General features: G+C 55.4%; 14 protein-coding genes and 1 pseudogene. 4 read left to right on the top strand and 11 right to left on the bottom strand.

From position 1 onward, the window contains the following. Nucleotides 1-94: 94 nt before the first annotated feature. The 9 genes from recC to rppH all read right to left on the bottom strand — a co-directional run bounded on the left by recC (nt 95) and on the right by rppH (nt 10,046). Nucleotides 95-3,469 carry an exodeoxyribonuclease V subunit gamma gene (recC, locus tag ACB496_RS17760; protein WP_371973170.1) on the bottom strand — a complete coding sequence of 1,125 codons (3,375 nt, stop codon included), beginning with the start codon at nt 3,467-3,469 and terminating at the stop codon, nt 95-97. 12 nt (nt 3,470-3,481) lie between these two features. Then, nucleotides 3,482-3,805: a prepilin-type N-terminal cleavage/methylation domain-containing protein gene (locus ACB496_RS17765; RefSeq protein WP_248859095.1), complete on the bottom strand. Its 324-nt coding sequence runs from the start codon at nt 3,803-3,805 to the stop codon at nt 3,482-3,484. Continuing rightward, nucleotides 3,790-4,191 (bottom strand): DUF2509 family protein, encoded by a 402-nt coding sequence (locus ACB496_RS17770; protein ID WP_102104670.1) that lies wholly within the window; start codon nt 4,189-4,191, stop codon nt 3,790-3,792. The genes ACB496_RS17765 and ACB496_RS17770 overlap by 16 nt, the downstream gene beginning before the upstream one ends. Further along, nucleotides 4,188-4,751 (bottom strand): prepilin peptidase-dependent protein, encoded by a 564-nt coding sequence (locus ACB496_RS17775; RefSeq protein WP_129035077.1) that lies wholly within the window; start codon nt 4,749-4,751, stop codon nt 4,188-4,190. The genes ACB496_RS17770 and ACB496_RS17775 overlap by 4 nt, the downstream gene beginning before the upstream one ends. Further along, the gene (locus tag ACB496_RS17780) at nt 4,745-5,206 is read right to left on the bottom strand and encodes a prepilin peptidase-dependent protein (RefSeq protein ID WP_371973171.1); all 462 of its coding nucleotides are present in this window, start codon (nt 5,204-5,206) and stop codon (nt 4,745-4,747) included. Before ACB496_RS17780 ends, ACB496_RS17775 begins: the two co-directional genes overlap by 7 nt. A gap of 184 nt (nt 5,207-5,390) precedes the next feature. Next, entirely contained in the window at nt 5,391-6,185 is a 795-nt protein-coding gene (gene thyA, locus ACB496_RS17785; RefSeq protein WP_095283207.1) for a thymidylate synthase, read from the bottom strand. A 6-nt stretch (nt 6,186-6,191) separates the two neighbouring features. Then, entirely contained in the window at nt 6,192-7,067 is an 876-nt protein-coding gene (gene lgt, locus ACB496_RS17790) for a prolipoprotein diacylglyceryl transferase (RefSeq protein WP_100779085.1), read from the bottom strand. Nucleotides 7,068-7,256: 189 nt separating this feature from the next. Then, entirely contained in the window at nt 7,257-9,503 is a 2,247-nt protein-coding gene (ptsP, locus tag ACB496_RS17795; RefSeq protein ID WP_100779084.1) for a phosphoenolpyruvate--protein phosphotransferase, read from the bottom strand. Nucleotides 9,504-9,515: 12 nt separating this feature from the next. Further along, a complete protein-coding gene (rppH, locus tag ACB496_RS17800; RefSeq protein WP_100779083.1) occupies nt 9,516-10,046 on the bottom strand; it encodes an RNA pyrophosphohydrolase in 531 nt (176 codons plus the stop codon). Nucleotides 10,047-10,500: 454 nt separating this feature from the next. Between rppH and ACB496_RS17805 the strand changes: the two are divergent. The 4 genes and pseudogenes from ACB496_RS17805 to ACB496_RS17820 all read left to right on the top strand — a co-directional run. Further along, nucleotides 10,501-10,578 (top strand): annotated as a pseudogene (locus ACB496_RS17805) (hypothetical protein); the annotation flags it as partial. A gap of 152 nt (nt 10,579-10,730) precedes the next feature. Beyond that, entirely contained in the window at nt 10,731-11,417 is a 687-nt protein-coding gene (mutH, locus tag ACB496_RS17810) for a DNA mismatch repair endonuclease MutH (RefSeq protein ID WP_100779082.1), read from the top strand. A 135-nt stretch (nt 11,418-11,552) separates the two neighbouring features. Next, complete coding sequence (locus tag ACB496_RS17815) at nt 11,553-11,771, top strand: YgdI/YgdR family lipoprotein (protein ID WP_100779081.1); 219 nt, start codon at nt 11,553-11,555, stop codon at nt 11,769-11,771. 133 nt (nt 11,772-11,904) lie between these two features. Continuing rightward, nucleotides 11,905-12,945 carry an NADP(H)-dependent aldo-keto reductase gene (locus ACB496_RS17820; protein ID WP_129035080.1) on the top strand — a complete coding sequence of 347 codons (1,041 nt, stop codon included), beginning with the start codon at nt 11,905-11,907 and terminating at the stop codon, nt 12,943-12,945. Nucleotides 12,946-12,997: 52 nt separating this feature from the next. Here ACB496_RS17820 and lplT read toward each other — a convergent pair whose 3' ends face one another. Together lplT and aas are read right to left on the bottom strand one after the other, a co-directional pair. Beyond that, complete coding sequence (gene lplT / locus ACB496_RS17825) at nt 12,998-14,191, bottom strand: lysophospholipid transporter LplT (protein ID WP_100779079.1); 1,194 nt, start codon at nt 14,189-14,191, stop codon at nt 12,998-13,000. Next, entirely contained in the window at nt 14,184-16,343 is a 2,160-nt protein-coding gene (gene aas / locus ACB496_RS17830) for a bifunctional acyl-ACP--phospholipid O-acyltransferase/long-chain-fatty-acid--ACP ligase (RefSeq protein WP_371973172.1), read from the bottom strand. Before aas ends, lplT begins: the two co-directional genes overlap by 8 nt. Between the last annotated feature and the right edge of the window lie 48 nt (nt 16,344-16,391).

Genomic DNA, 16,391 nt, shown 5'->3' on the forward strand with positions numbered 1-16,391 from the left:
GGCACGCCAGCATCTCTTTATGTTGGTACATCAGTCCGTGACAAGATGGGCATAATAAATGAACGCTTTCTACTGCGCAATTTTTATACAATCATCAGGACTGATTAAATTTAAACAAAGGTAACAGATAGCGTTGAGCCTCTTGCGTAATGGCGTCGAAGTACTCCGGCTCAAGGGTTCGCCATAATCGCTGATACCAGACATCATCACCCTCTCCGCGCACCATCATATTTCCTTCATACGCCTGTAAAAACTTGCTGCGCGCTTTTTGCAGCGAGGCGTCATCCGTTAACATGGCATCATTCTGCGCGTCGTAACAGGCTTTTATCCACGCCCCCCCACTTTCTGGCAGCAACAGCAGCGGCTTATTTATCCCCTGGCGATAGCCCTCGATATAGGGTTCGAGACAGGCCAGAGCCTGATCGGACGCCATTGGAGGGAAGCGCCATTCGCCGTCTTTACGGACGAATAAACGGCTTTCACCTTCGTTACCGCCCGCACAGTAGACAAGATGTTCGAGCCAGAGTTGCAAACCTTGTGACACACTGAGCATGGCAGGACGCCAGCGCAGTAGCCCGTCCGGCTGCACCTGCTGTAGCCAGCCCGTGAGCTGAATACCGTTGCAGGTCAGATCGATTTCAAGGCTTTTTCCCGGCTGACGGAATTCAATAACGCGGTCGGCCAGAGCCTGCATCTCCTGACACTGCATATCCCAGGCGATCTCTCCAAATGCACCATACGGGAGCTGGCCTGCGGCCCGATAGCGACGAAACAGCGTCTGTGCATTTTCCTCTTCAACCAGCGCATTAAGCAGCTGTTGATTCAGCTGATAGCGGCTTAATCCATTGAGGGTGAAAGGTTCTGCATCAGGGATCTCGCTCTCTTCGGAGCGGAAATTCACCTGCAACCGCTGCTGGAAAAACGCGCGTACCGGGTGCGCCCAAAACCGTTGCAACTGCTCAAAGGTGAGTGTCTCAAGCAAACGAGGCTCAAGTTCCTGAATGAAATCCGTATGGGCTTGCCCCTCTTTCCTCGCAGCGGGCAGCCATTCGCGGGCGTAGCTTTGCTGTTCGTTATCGACGTAGTTAGCCGGATCGAACGGCATGCGGGTGTGTAGACAGGTGATATGAGCTTTTACCCGCTGTTCGCTTTCGTCGCAGTTACGCGCCTCATCACCCGGCAGATAGTGGCTTTGCCCAATGTAATCGACCAGTTCCTGCACCAGCACTGACGGGAAGCGCTCGCTGTTATCCTGAATGGAATGCCCGATATAGCTGATATAGAGCTTTTGCTGGGCCGAAATCAACGCCTCGAGGAAGAGGTAACGGTCGTCGTCACGTCGGCTACGGTCACCGCGCTTCGGCTGCTGGCTCATCAGATCAAAGCCCAGCGGTGCCAGCGCGCGCGGATAGATACCATCGTTCATTCCGAGCAGGCAAACGACTTTGAACGGAATCGAACGCATTGGCATCAGGGTACAAATATTGACGGGACCGGCAAGGAAACGCTGGCTAATACGTTCCTGATCCAGGCGCTGCGTCAGTTCATCGCGAAGCAAGGAGAGCGGAATAGCCTCGCCATAATGAGATGAAATACCTTCGTCGATAATGGCCTGCCACTGCTGTTCGATAAGCGCCATCGCCGCTTCGGTATCCGTGTCGGGCAGGAAGAAATCATTCAACATTTCCCGGCACAGTGGCCGCCATTCCTCAAGCGTGCGGGACTGCATCAGCTCGCGACGCCAGCGATTTAGCTGCATTAACAGTGAAGCCAGATGGCCGACCAGTTCGGCAATCAGCCCTGAGGATTCATCGTAAGGCAGAACCTCATTCCACTCCCCCTGATGGCTCTCCATCGCATAGCCCAGCAGCATACGCGTCAGGCCGAACTGCCAGGTGTGCTGCCCCGTCGGCGGGAGTTCGAACTCCTGGACGTTATCATCGTCAATCCCCCAGCGAACGCCTGATTCATTGACCCACTGGCGCAGATAGCGCAGCCCCTCTTCGTCGATGTCGAAGCGAGCAGCCAGCACCGGAACATCCAGCAGCGCCAGTACGTCTTCCGAAATAAAGCGGCTATCGGGCAGAGCAAGCAGGCTAATAAACGCCTGCAAAGCCGGATGCGACTGGCGCGCCCGTCGGTCGGACACGGCATAAGGTAGATATCGCTCGCCGGTGGCGCTACCAAACACCGCCTGAATAAACGGGCTGTAGCTGTCGATATCCGCCACCATGACCACAATATCGCGCGGCGTCAGTTCAGGATCGTCCTGCAACATCGCCAGCAGCTTGTCATGAAGCACTTCAACTTCGCGCTGCGGGCTGTGGCACACATGTACGGTAACGCTGCGATCTTCTGGATCCAGTTTTCGCTTCTTATCGCTGCGGGCAAACTCTTCGGCAGTGATCCCCGCGATGGCGCGATTCTCAAGATCGAGAATATCCAGTTGCACGTTATGCAGCAGGCTGTCAGGAGTGATCTCCGCAAAGGCATCCACATCGCCTTCGCCGGACGAGGTGATATCGGACAGCATGTGAATGTAGTCACGCCCCAGTTTTCCCCAGGAGGCCAGCAGCGGATTCGGTAAGTTTTGAATGCCTTCTTCATCAAAGAGCTGCGCGGCATTGTCGTTGTCTTTGAAGAGCGGAATCGCGCGCTCTTCAAAGATCCGCCGCCGTTGGCGAGCAACGAGACGGGCGAGCCATTTAGGGTCCTGAATATCCCCCCAGTAATGGCGACACGGGTTGGTGAACAGAATGTGGATATCGACATGCTTGCCCAGGGCTTTTAGCGCGCTCAGGTAAACAGGTGGCAGAGCGGAAATCCCGCATATAAAGACACGCGACGGCAACCCGGCAGGCGGTTCAGAGGCCTTTTCGAGGGTTGAGATAAACCGCTCGTAAAGGTTGGCACGGTGCCACTGCGGCTGACCCAGTTTTTCGGTGTGTTCCACCAGCGCTTTCCACAGCGGGGCCTGCCAGATTTGCGCCTCAGGCAGGCCGTCAATCAGCGCACCTTTTTCCCAGGACGTCAGCCATTCCGGGCGATAGACCAGATACTGGTCATACAGATCCGCCGTCCGCGAGGCCAGCTGGAACAGTTTACGTTTGTCGGTATCATCGCTCAGGTAGTGGCGCAGCATGGCGAACGCATCGCTCGCCAGCATATCCGGCAGCAGCGACATTAGCTTCCAGCTCATGCTTTGCTTATTAAATTCGCTTTTTTTGGGGATGTCCGGCAGAACGCGGACAAACATCTCCCAGATAAAACTCGCCGGAAGCGGGAACTCGATATTTGCCGCAATACCGAATTTTTGCGCCAGGGACATTTGCAGCCACTGAGCCATACCGGTGCTTTGCACCAGCACCATTTCTGGCTCAAAGGGATCGGCAGGATGTTCACGCTCGACGATAAACTCCATCAATGCTTCCAGTACATCCAGACGATTTGAGTGGTAGACCCGTAACATAGACGCTCCCGACTACTGACTAAGCGGGCAATGCAGGCGTGTCATCTGACCCTGCCGCCCCAAAGGCGAAATTATAGTGACCGAGATGCTGACACATCCAGCCTGCATTGTCTGCCCCCTGTTTATCCGCCAGCCATCCGGTAACGTCCCCTGTGACAGCTGGGTCTGGCTCCAGGCAGAGTGCCAGAGCTGGCGATACTGATTGAATACCGTAAATCGCGCTGCCAGCGCCCGATGATAGCCAGACAGCGCAGTAATGACGATAACCAGTAGCATCATCGCTAACAAAACTTCCACCATACTAAATCCCTTTTGCCGGGCTAAGGTAGCTGACACAGTGCGCTCTCCTTCAGTGGACAAAAATCGCTCCAGCCATGGCGGGAGAACACCACTCGCCCGTCCTGGATTATCCCGCCGCGCCACAGCAGCAGCTCACCACTCCCCGCAATAAGCAGGACGCGATTGTCTTCAGTAACGCGCAGACAGACTCGCCCTTGCAGCCCTTTTTTGCACTGAATACCTGGCCCCACCGGCCAGAGCTGGCTTTTGCCCCACTCCAGCGCCGACTGGACGTTGGCCTGCTGTAAAATCAGCTGCCGCTCACGGCTCACCATCCGCGTAAAAGCATCGAGCTGCAGATTAAGGCCGGTCAGGGTCAGGCTGCCGATCACAAGGAGCAACAGGACCAGCGCAAGCGATGACATCCCCCGCTGACGTTTCACAGATTAAATCCTGTGACACGATGTGTGACCTGTATTGGCTCGGCGTGTGGACGTGCAGTGGAAACTGCCAGCTCGATACTTAACTCAGGCGCAAAGCCAGTGTGCTCAATTTTGCTCACCAGGAAGTGAGTCACTAACACACGTTCAGGTTCGGTCAGCTTCTCCCAGCCTTTTCCTTCGCAGCTTGTGGCTCCCCGCTGGGTTTCAAGTGCGCCAGCTTCCAGGCGAAACCCTGTTTGCTCCGCCTCTGTCGAGGGGGTATTCTCCCAGCGCCCATTGCTGTTGGCATCCCATTGCACAATGACACAGCGCCCTGCTCTACCCATTGTCAATGCGGGCCCCTGACAAGAGCCGTTGCAGTATCCGGCCCTTTGCAGCTGCTTGCCGATAGCCGTGGCTCTGAGCCAGACCTCTTCTTCTAGCTCCTGCTGTTGCTCTTGCTTGAGAATGGCTCGCTGTAACGCCGGCATAAAACGCGCGGTACTCAGCAGCAAAATACTGCTAATTGCCATCGCGATGAGTACCTCGGTCAGCGAGAAGCCGCGCTGGTTTTTTAACATGTTCCCTTCCCTGTGCTGTTGCACATCCTGATACGCCCGGTGTTCGACACGATAATCAGCCATTCTCCTGCGGGGCTTTTGATGCGTATCCTCCCGGGCCAGGCGGTATCCCGTAATCCATAAAACGCCAGGGATTTCGTCAGTTCAGCAATCGTGACTTCCGGCCATGGAAAATTGAGAACCAGCCCGCTCTGAGTCTGGCAGTCCGCACTTTTCGTCGTCGCAAGACACGCCTTTTCGCCGTCCTTATTCACCACGATGAGATGATCCCGGTTATAACCGTTCGCATCGTTGCGAAGCTGTACCAGGTAGTCACGTACCTGATGGGCGGTTTGCCACAGGCGTTGCTGTTGCTGCCAACTCTGCCAGCCCGACAGCCCTGTGCCGCTGAGAATGACGACAAGGGAAATTGCCACCATGGTTTCGATAAGCGTAAAGCCGCGTTGTTTTTTCATGCCCGCAGTGTGGCGGGAAGCGCCCAGAAAAACGACAGCAGAAAGTGAAGATTACGAGGCGCTTTCCTGTGAAAATCATCCGTTGCATTACGTTGCAAAAACGCTGGAAAGCAGCTCGTAAACGTGAAATCTGGGCAAAAAAAACCGGCGCTAAAGAGCACCGGTTGTGTCAGGATTTGATCTATCAGATAGCGACAGGGGCTTTGATACCAGGGTGGGGATCGTAGCCTTCAATCTCGAAATCGTCGAAGCGATAGTCAAAGATGGATTCCGGCTTACGCTTGATAACCAGCTTCGGCAGTGCGCGCGGTTCGCGAGTCAGCTGCAGGTGCGTTTGTTCCATGTGATTGCTGTACAGGTGCGTATCGCCACCGGTCCAGACAAAATCACCGACTTCAAGGTCGCACTGCTGCGCCATCATATGAACCAGTAATGCATAGCTGGCGATGTTGAACGGCAGACCGAGGAACACGTCGCAAGAGCGCTGATAGAGCTGGCAGGACAGTTTGCCGTCAGCGACATAGAACTGGAAGAAGGCGTGGCAAGGCGCCAGCGCCATTTTGTCCAGTTCGCCGACGTTCCAGGCTGAGACGATAATGCGACGTGAATCGGGATCGTTTTTCAGCTGGTTCAGCACGGTCGTAATTTGGTCAATGTGGCGACCATCTGGCGTTGGCCATGCGCGCCACTGTTTGCCGTAGACCGGGCCAAGGTTGCCGTTCTCATCTGCCCATTCGTCCCAAATCGAGACGTTGTTTTCGTGCAGATAGGCCACGTTGGTATCGCCTTGCAGGAACCAGAGCAGTTCATGAATGATCGAGCGCAAATGGCAGCGCTTGGTCGTCACCAGCGGAAAACCTTCCTGCAGGTTAAAGCGCATCTGGTGGCCAAAAATAGAGAGCGTTCCGGTGCCGGTGCGATCGTTTTTTGGCGTGCCCTCGTCGAGCACTTTTTTCATCAATTCAAGATACTGTTTCATGGTTCCTCAGGAAAGCTGTTGCTGTGGACGACGACGATACGCCCAAATCATCATTATGATACCCGCGACAATCATCGGGATGGAGAGAATCTGCCCCATGCTGATGTACTGTACCCATTCACCGGTGAATTGCTGATCCGGCTGGCGGAAGAATTCAACGATGATTCGGAACGCACCATAACCAATCAGGAACAGCCCGGAGACAGAACCCATTGGACGCGGTTTGCGGATAAAGAGATTCAGAATGATAAACAGCACCACACCCTCAAGCGCCAGCTCATACAGCTGCGACATGTGGCGCGGCAGTGAGCCGTAGGTGTCGAAGATAGACTGCCACTCTGGGTGGGAAGGCAGCAGCGCAAGGTCTTCCGCACGTGAGTTCGGGAACAGCATCGTAAAGGAGACACTCGGATCGACACGACCCCACAGTTCCCCGTTAATGAAGTTGCCGAGACGACCCGCGCCCAGACCAAACGGGATCAGTGGGGCAATAAAATCAGCCACCTGGAAGAAGTTGCGTTTGGTGCGTTTGGCGAAGATGACCATCACCAGAATCACACCTATCAGACCGCCGTGGAAGGACATGCCTCCGTCCCAGACGCGGAACAGGTAAAGCGGATCGTTCAGGAAAATCGGGAAGTTGTAGAACAGCACATAGCCGATACGCCCACCGAGGAATACCCCGAGGAACCCGGCATAGAGCAGGTTTTCAACTTCGTTTTTCGTCCATCCGCTGCCCGGACGACTGGCGCGACGACCCGCAAGCCACATGGCAAAGATGAAGCCGACCAGGTACATAAGACCGTACCAGTGAAGCGCAACGGGACCGATTGAGAAAATGACCGGATCAAATTCCGGAAAATGCAGATAACCACTGTTCATCTGTCACCACAAGATGTTGTTATTCCGCTGAAAGTGGACAGCGAAAAATAAGCGCGCGCAGGGTTAACCCACGCTCCAAAGTTGCGAATCATAGCACAAGGCAGGCGCGGAGGATGCGCCTGAGATGTAAAAGATGTGTATAGAGAATGGAGCAGAGTGTCGCTCCATTCGTATAGGGAATGGGAAAGTTTAGCGGCCACCGCGGATCAAACCGCCCATGCCGCGACGCTCCATAAAGGCCGCGACCTGGTGACGGACTTCCGTCGCCAGCTGTGCCTCAAGGCTGCGTTTTGCCAGCTCCTGAGCATCTTCGATTTCGATGTGGCGCAGCAGATATTTCACACGCGCCACCGAGCGACCGTTCATCGACAAATGACGGAAGCCAAGACCGATCAGGATCGCCACACACATGGAATCCCCTGCCATTTCACCGCACAGGCGCAGGTCGATTCCGTACAATTCGGCGTCACGCGCAATCATCGCCAGCGCACGCAGCATCGCCGGGTGCAGGCTGTCGTAAATGCTCGCGACGCGCGTATTGTTACGATCCACCGCCAGAATGTACTGGGTCAGATCGTTCGTACCGACCGAGATGAAATCTACGCGATTGGCCAGCTGTGGGAGCATAAAGACCATCGATGGGACTTCAAGCATCACGCCGAGGCGCGGTTTGGGAATCGCATAACCGATCATCTCTTCCACTTCGCGCCCAGCACGTTCGATCAAGCGACGCGCTTCGTCGACTTCATCCAGACTGGTCACCATCGGCAGAAGAATGCTGAGATTACCGGTGGCTGCGTTAGCACGCAGCATGGCGCGCACCTGCACCAGGAAAATCTCCGGCTGATCGAGCGTAATGCGGATCCCACGCCAGCCAAGGCACGGGTTTTCTTCACTGATGGGCATGTACGGCAGCTGTTTATCGGCGCCAACATCCAGCGTTCGCAGGGTGACGGGCTTGTCGTTAAACATCTGCAACATTCCCTGATATTGCGCCACCTGCTCCTCTTCGGAAGGGAAGCCGCTTTGCAACATGAACGGAATTTCAGTGCGGTACAGGCCAATGCCGTCGATGCGGCTGCCGAGCTTCTCCTCGTGCGCCGGGCTAAGGCCCGCGTTGAGCATCACCTTAACCCGCTCGCCGCTTTTCAACTGCGCGGGCAGATCGACGTCATCTTCCGCCAGGCGGCTTAATTCGTTTTCTTCACTGATTAATCGCTGATATTCCTGCAGCAGTACCGGCTCAGGATCAACCAGCAGCTCACCGCGATAACCGTCAACCACCAGGGTACGGCGTTGCAGCACCGAAGGCTGAATATCCGCGCCCATGACGGTGGGAATACCCAGCGCGCGCACCATAATGGCCGCATGGGAGTTGGCCGCGCCATCGCGCACCACGACGCCTGCCAGTCGGTCATGCGGCAGTTCGGCGAGAGTGGTAGCCGACAGTTCATCGGCGACCAGCACAAAGCGTTTTGGCCAGGCATTTTCGCCCTGAATGGTGTCGTCGAGATGGAACAGCAGACGCTGGCCCAGACTTCGCAGATCGCCCGCACGCTCTTTCAGATAACCGTCTGTCAGGGAGGCAAACTGCTCGGCGAACCGTTCGATGACCTTTTTCACCGCCCATTCCGCCACCGATCCTTTGTCTACTTCGGCGAAGAGTTCGCGGCGCAGGCGCGCATCGGACAGCAGGTGGGAATAAAGATCAAAAATCGCTGCCGTCTCTTTCTGCGCACCCGCGGCAAAACGCTTACTGTAGCGTCGGAATTCGTTGGAGGCCTCTTCCAGCGCGCCGGTCAGACGTTCGCGTTCAAGGGCAGCGTCCAGCGTGGAGGCTTCGTACACCTGCTCCATGAGCGGCAGCGTGGCGTCCATCCACCCTTCGGCGATGGCCACGCCCGGCGATGCGGGCAGCGCACGGATACGCGTCTGGCGATACTGGCCAAATAGCGCAGCTAACTGAGACTGGGAGAGGATTGCGGCCATTTGCGTGGCCAGCGTCACGAGGAATGACTCCTCGCTTTCGTCAAACTGGCGAAGCTCGCGCTGCTGCACCACCAGTATTCCAAGAAGCTGGCGGCGCTGAATGATAGGGACACCTAAAAACGCGCGAAAACGCTCTTCCTTGACGGAAGGGATATATTTAAAACTGGGGTGTTTTTGCGCATCGGCGAGGTTGATGGGTTCCGCCAGCCGTCCAACGAGGCCAACAATCCCTTCATCAAAGGCGAGCGCAACGGTGCGACCACGCGGTTTTTTCAACCCACGTGTCGCCATCAGGTAATAACAGCGTCGATCATGGTCGGCCAGATACACCGAACAGACTTCGGTTTCCATCGCAAGACAGATGTCGGTCACCAGAATGTCCAGCGCCTCGTTGAGGCGCGGAGCACTGGCAACCTTTTCGACTATTTCTCGCAAGCGGGTGAGCATGATGTGCGTTGCTTAACCTCTTTTACGTCGCCAGGCAGGTGGGCTTTGCGGTTTAGGAGGGGCCTCCTGAAACGCAATCACCACACTTGCAAACTCTTTCATCACCCTGCGGTAAACGTCGCGCTTAAAGGACACGACCTGACGAACGGGATACCAGTAGCTTACCCAACGCCAGCCATCGAACTCTGGCGTACTGCTGGTTTGCATATTGATTTCCGAGTCGTTGCTCACCAATTGCAGAAGAAACCACTTTTGTTTCTGGCCGATACAAACCGGCTTTGTGTCCCAACGCACCAAACGTTTCGGTAACTTGTAACGCAACCAGTTGCGGGTCGAAGCCAGGATGCGAACATCTTTTCGGCTTAAGCCGACTTCTTCGAACAGCTCCCGATACATCGCTTGTTCTGGGGACTCTCCTGGATTGATCCCGCCTTGCGGGAATTGCCAGGAGTGCTGACCATACCGTCTTGCCCACATAACCTGGCCCTGACGATTACAAATTACGATACCTACATTCGGGCGGTAGCCATCGTCATCAATCACCGGACTACCTCAAACTAAACCTTATATATGATCGATTGTTTCATACTCCTGAGAGGCGGTAAACCACTCTCTTACAGGGCTGCGAACGAATAACATTTGAATAACTCACAATTTTCACTCAAGTTATAAACAGATGACGGACGCAAAGGGCCATTTTATTCACTTTTTCTGTGGATATAGTTGTGAAGAAGTATGGAATTACCGCTGGACAACATTGCGGGAAGGAAATCACCCCGCAATCTCATCGAGAAATAAATATCTATATTTCATTACCTTAACGGGTAACATCTGTGAATAATACGCCATAACGTGACGATCGTCACATGAGAGATCCGCGTGCTGATGAAAGATCGAACAGCGTCGGTTTTATCCACAGATTGTGCCAATAACTTAGACACTATTTGTGTGAAAATTCGATTTTCGTCGCACGTCAAGGCTGTAAATTGAAACAGTAGTGAGGGTTATTCCCACTTATCCCACTTTTCTGTGGATAACATGGTGTAAGATCCTGTTCATTGTCAGTGACCAGTTTTGAACAACCCGATTTTACCCTTTTTATCCGGCAGTGGATTTGCCTTAAAAATGCTGATAAATCATAAGCCTGCCATATCGCCAAAGAAATAGTTAAACTCTATCCACAAGGTCTGCTTTTACGGTTCATTTTTTAATCAAAGGTTTAACGTTATGCTTCCGCTCCTTCCACTCACCTCCCCTCCGGCTACAGAAGCGCAGTTGTTGCAGCAGGCGCAACGCGTCGCGGGCTACTCGCTCGGCGAGCTGGCGGCCATGGCGGGCTTGCCGATTCCTGCGGATCTGAAACGGGATAAAGGCTGGATCGGTGTGTTGCTTGAGCGCTGGCTTGGGGCGAGCGCCGGCAGTAAACCCGAGCAGGATTTTGCCGCTCTCGGGGTGGAGCTTAAAACCATCCCCATTGATCGCCAGGGAAAACCACTGGAAACCACCTTTGTCTGCGTTGCGCCGCTCACCGGGAATACGGGTGTGACCTGGGAAATGAGCCACGTGCGCCATAAGCTCAAGCGCGTACTGTGGGTGCCCATCGAAGGCGACAGAGCTATTCCCCTTGCAGATCGCCGCGTGGGTGCGCCACTGCTGTGGAGCCCAAACGAAGAGGAAGAGCGGCAGCTTTCGCAGGACTGGGAGGAGCTAATGGATATGATCGTGCTGGGCCAGGTCGAGCGAATTACCGCGCGTCATGGCGAGGTGATGCAGTTACGCCCGAAAGCCGCTAACAGCAAGGCGTTGACCGAGGCGATTGGCGCTCAGGGAGAACCGATCCTGACGCTGCCGCGCGGCTTTTATTTAAAGAAGAACTTCACCGGTGCTCTGCTGGCTCGTCACTTTTTCGCTTAAACGCGGTTTTTAGCCGAAGTTTGAACTGAATCAAACACATTCACCTGATGTTTAAGATTTTACTGCTTCCTCCTGACGCTTTCTCAGGTTATTACTACACTATGATGTGATACGAGCCAGGTGAGGATGATAACGATGAAAAAATGGGCAGTGATAATCTCAGCGGTGGGTTTAGCGTTTGCGGTTTCAGGTTGTAGTAGTGATTATGTTATGGCGACAAAAGACGGTCGAATGATACTGACTGACGGCAAACCTGAAGTCGACGACGATACCGGCCTTGTAAGCTACAACGATCAGCAGGGCAATAAGATGCAGATCAATCGCGACGAAGTTTCGCAAATCATCGAAAGATAAACAGTTAAAGGTCAGTTGCTTACTGGCCTTTTTGATTTTTTTCTTCCCCTTTTGCTCCCCCTCTGCCATGTTTATAGTCCTTCGTCGGGGAGATTCCTGACGCCGTCAATTTACACAGTATAGGAAGCCGGCTATGCATTATCACCGTATCCCCCACAGCACTCTGGAGATCAGCCAACTGGGGTTGGGCACGATGACATTCGGTGAACAAAACAGCGAAGCCGATGCCCATGCGCAACTCGATTACGCCGTCAGCCAGGGGATCAACCTGATTGATGTGGCCGAAATGTACCCGGTGCCTCCGCGCCCGGAAACCCAGGGATTGACCGAAACCTACGTTGGCAACTGGCTGGCGAAAAACGGCAATCGCGAAAAGCTGGTGCTGGCGTCGAAAGTCAGCGGCCCGTCGCGCAATAACGACGCAGGTATTCGTCCGAATCAGATTCTGGATCGCAAAAATATCCGCGCCGCGCTGGATGCCAGCCTGAAGCGTCTGCAGACCGACTATCTCGATTTATATCAGGTTCACTGGCCTCAGCGCCCGACCAACTGCTTCGGCAAGCTGGGCTATACCTGGAGCGACAGCGCGCCGGTGGTGACCCTGCTCGAAACCCTGGAAGCTCTGACCGAGTGTCAGCGCGCCGGTAAGATCCGCTATATTGGCGTCTCGAACGAAACGGCGTTCGGGGTGATGCGCTATCTGCATCTGGCCGATAAGCACGATTTGCCGCGCATTGTGACCATTCAGAACCCTTACAGCCTGGTTAACCGCAGTTATGAAGTGGGTCTGTCGGAAGTGACACAGTATGAAGGCGTTGAGCTGCTGGCTTATTCCTGCCTCGGCTTCGGGACGTTGACCGGGAAATACCTCAACGGCGCAAAACCTGCCGGGGCACGTAATACCCTGTTCAGCCGTTTTACCCGCTACAGCGGTGAGCAAACGCAGAAAGCCGTTGCGGCGTATGTTGATATCGCGAAACGTCACGGTCTGGACCCTGCACAGATGGCATTAGCCTTTGTGCGTCGTCAGCCGTTCGTGGCCAGTACCCTGCTGGGTGCCACCACAATGGAGCAATTGAAAACGAACATCGACAGTTTCCATCTGGAGCTGAGCGAAGAGGTGCTGGCGGAGATTGAGGCGGTGCATCAGGTTTACACCTATCCGGCACCGTAACGCGTTTTGATCTGGGATGCCGGGTAAGGCGAAGTCGCCGCCCGGCAATCCGTTACCGACGACGCTGCCAGAGCCACAGCCCCGCAATCGCCAGTGCAAACAACCCGCCGAACCCGATGCCGATGCCCACGACCGGTAATCCCACTTTAACCGCCAGGGAATACAGCCCCAGCATCAGCAGCATCGCGGTGTTTTCACCGAGATTTTGCACCGCAATCGCGTTACCCGCCCCGACGGTCTGTTTACCACGTTCCTGCAGGAGTGCGTTCAGCGGTACCACAAAGAAACCACCGAGCATACCAATCAGGATCAGCAGCACGTAAGCCGGCAGCAGCGCATGTTGCAGGGAGAAAAACAGCACGCCGACACCAATCAAAATCCCCGCAGGCATACAGCGCGATACGGTTTCCAGGGTGACCAGCTTCGCTGCCACACCGGCCCCGACCACAATCCCCACCGCCACCATCGCGTTGAGATAAGTGGGCGTGGCGTTATCGGTGATACCGAGCGCCGTCGGGACCCACAATACCAGCAGGAAGCGCAGCGTCACGCCCGCGCCCCAGAACATGCTGGTGCCCAGCAGGGAGAAGCGCGTTTCGCCGTTACGCCACAGTACGCGGCAGGCATTGAAGAAACTGGCCGTCATCGGCGTAAAGCGCCAGGATTGCCCCGGACGCGCCACGGGCAGCGTCGGGATAAACAGGTTCGCCACTACTGCGCCCGCATACACCAGCGCACACACGCCCAGCGCGGCCAGCACATGCCAGTCCGCCAGCACGCCGCCGGCGACGGAGCCGAGCAAAATGGCGGCAATCGTCGAGGACTCCATCAGGCCGTTGGCTTTAACCAGTTTGTCGCCGGTGGTCAGCTCCCCCAGAATCCCGTATTTCGCCGGTGAATACGCCGCAGCGCCAATCCCCACCAGCGTGTAGCCGATAAAGGGGTTAAAGCCGAAGCAGATACTCGCCGCGCCCAGCAGTTTGAGACTGTTGGCGAACATCATCACGCGCCCTTTAGGGAAGCTGTCAGCCACCTGCCCGACAAACGGCGCAAAAATGATGTAAGCACCCACAAACACCATCTGCAGAATGGGCTGGCTCCAGTCCGGATAAAACTCGGCTTTCAACAGCGCCAGCGTGGCAAACAGCAGCGCATTGTCGCCAAAGGCAGAAAGGAACTGTGCGCTGGTCACCGCCATCATGCCCTTCGACCACAGGGAGGTGTTAGTGTGTACTGACTCACGCATTATGCTGTTCCGCCTCATCAACCATGCCTTTCAGCGCGACAAAATCGGGTTTACCGCTGCCGAGCACCGGTAACTGTTTCAGATAACGAATATCGCGCGGCACGGCCAGCTCAGGCACGCCATGCTCGCGGGCGTAGTGCAGAAGCTGCTCGCGTTTCAGCTCGCTGTCGGTGGTAAAGAGCACCAGCGCTTCGCCTTTGCTGGCGTCGCTCTTAATCGCCGTGGCATGCATTTTGTCGGCAGAGACCGCCGTCGCCAGCTGTTCTACCATCTCAAGCGAAACCATCTCCCCGGCAATTTTGGCAAAGCGTTTGGCGCGGCCTTTGATTTGCACGAAGCCCTGCTCATCAAAGCGCACAATATCGCCCGTGTCATACCAGCCGGTTTCGACCTCGCCCTGCGCGTTTTCCGCCGTCGGCGCTTCAAGCACGCCTGGGTTTTCCACGCGCAGATAGCCATTCATCACGTTTGGCCCTTTCAGCTGCAGGCGACCGCCATCTTCAATGCCCGGCACCGCTAACAGACGTGCGTCCATGCCCGGCAGAATGCGCCCGACCGTGCCAGGCTTCGCCGCCATCGGCACGTTGATCGAGACCACCGGGGCACACTCTGTCACGCCGTAACCCTCAAGAATGCGCAGACCAAACTTGTCCTGCCAGATTTGACGGGTGCTGTCCTGCAGTTTCTCTGCTCCCGCCACCACGTAGCGCACGCGGAAGAAATCATACGGATTGGCGAAACGCGCATAGTTGCCAAGAAACGTTGAGGTGCCAAACAGCACCGTACAGTTACGGTCATACACCAGTTCCGGTACAACACGGTAATGCAGCGGGCTGGGATAAAGGAACACTTCGGCGCCCGTGAACAGCGGCGTAAACAGCCCGACCGTCAGGCCAAAGGAGTGGAAAAGCGGCAGCGCCGACATAAAACGATCGTTCGCGGTGAAGTCGGCAATGGTTTTGATCTGCTCGACGTTCGCCAGAATGCTTTTATGCGAGTGAACTACCCCCTTCGGGTTGCCTTCAGAACCGGAGGTAAACAGAATAATGGCCGCATCTTCCGGCTGCTGTTTAACCTGCGCCAGACGTGGCGCCAGCAGATGAGCAAAGATCCACAGCTTATCGGTAAGGGTAACGTCAGCTTTTAAATCTTCGAGGAACACCCAGCGCACCTGCTTGAGCTGCTCCGGCAGATGCCAGAGTTTGCCTTTGTCGAGGAACTGGCGCGAAGTGAAAACGGTTTTGATCTCCGCAGCCGTTATCGCGCTGGTCAGCCCTTTCACGCCCGCCGTGTAGTTCATCATCGCCGGAATGCGTCCGCGTGACACCGCACCGAAAATCACCGCCGCGCTGATCCCGGCGTTAGGCAGCATAAGACCAATTTTTTCCCCGTGCTGGCTGTATTTTTCCAGAATACGGCCCACAAACAGGGTTTTGGTCAGCAGCTTGCGATAGGTATCGGGCGTGAAATTGATATCTTCAACGCAGTTTTTCTTCGCGCCAAAACGGTCCTGCGCGGAGAGAAGCGATTCATATAAGGTTTCGCGCGGGCGCACGGCCATGCGCGCTTCCATCATAATTTGATGGAGCATTTCGCCTGCGATCTTGCGGCGATCCCGTGCGCGCGGTGCTTCAGGCATCGGCAGCGTGGTCGGAGGCAAAATGTGGAGGGTGATTTGCGGGAACAGGCGCTGCTTCACCAGCCCTTTCAGACGACTGAAATAGGTCAGCTCTGCCCCTTCGATGCGCAGCGGCACCACGGTGGCTTTGGATTTCGCCGCGACAAACCCCGCGCCGTCGTAGATTTTCATCAGCGAGCCGGTCACGGTAAGACGCCCTTCCGGGAAAATTACCACCGGACGGCCCTGCTCGATCAGGCGCACCAGATGTTTAATCATCATCGGTTTGGTCGGATCGAGGGGAACAAAATCAATCAGCGGCGCCAGCCAGCGCATAAACCACTTCTGGCTGATGGAGCTGTAGACCGCGAAGACCGGACGGCCAGGCAGGAAAAGTGCCAGCAAAACGCCGTCGATAAAGGAGGCGTGGTTTGGGGTGATGAGCACGCGCTCGCCGCGCAATGACTGAGTGTCCCCCGTCAGGCGGACGCGAAAGAGGATACGAAACAAGGTACGGAAGAACCCAAATAGCATTTCAACTCCCTTTGCCTGTTAAATTTTAGGGTTACGCTAAATTGTGGC

It is taken from the genome of Lelliottia nimipressuralis (assembly GCF_041464075.1).
In the GTDB taxonomy this organism is placed as follows: domain Bacteria; phylum Pseudomonadota; class Gammaproteobacteria; order Enterobacterales; family Enterobacteriaceae; genus Enterobacter; species Enterobacter nimipressuralis.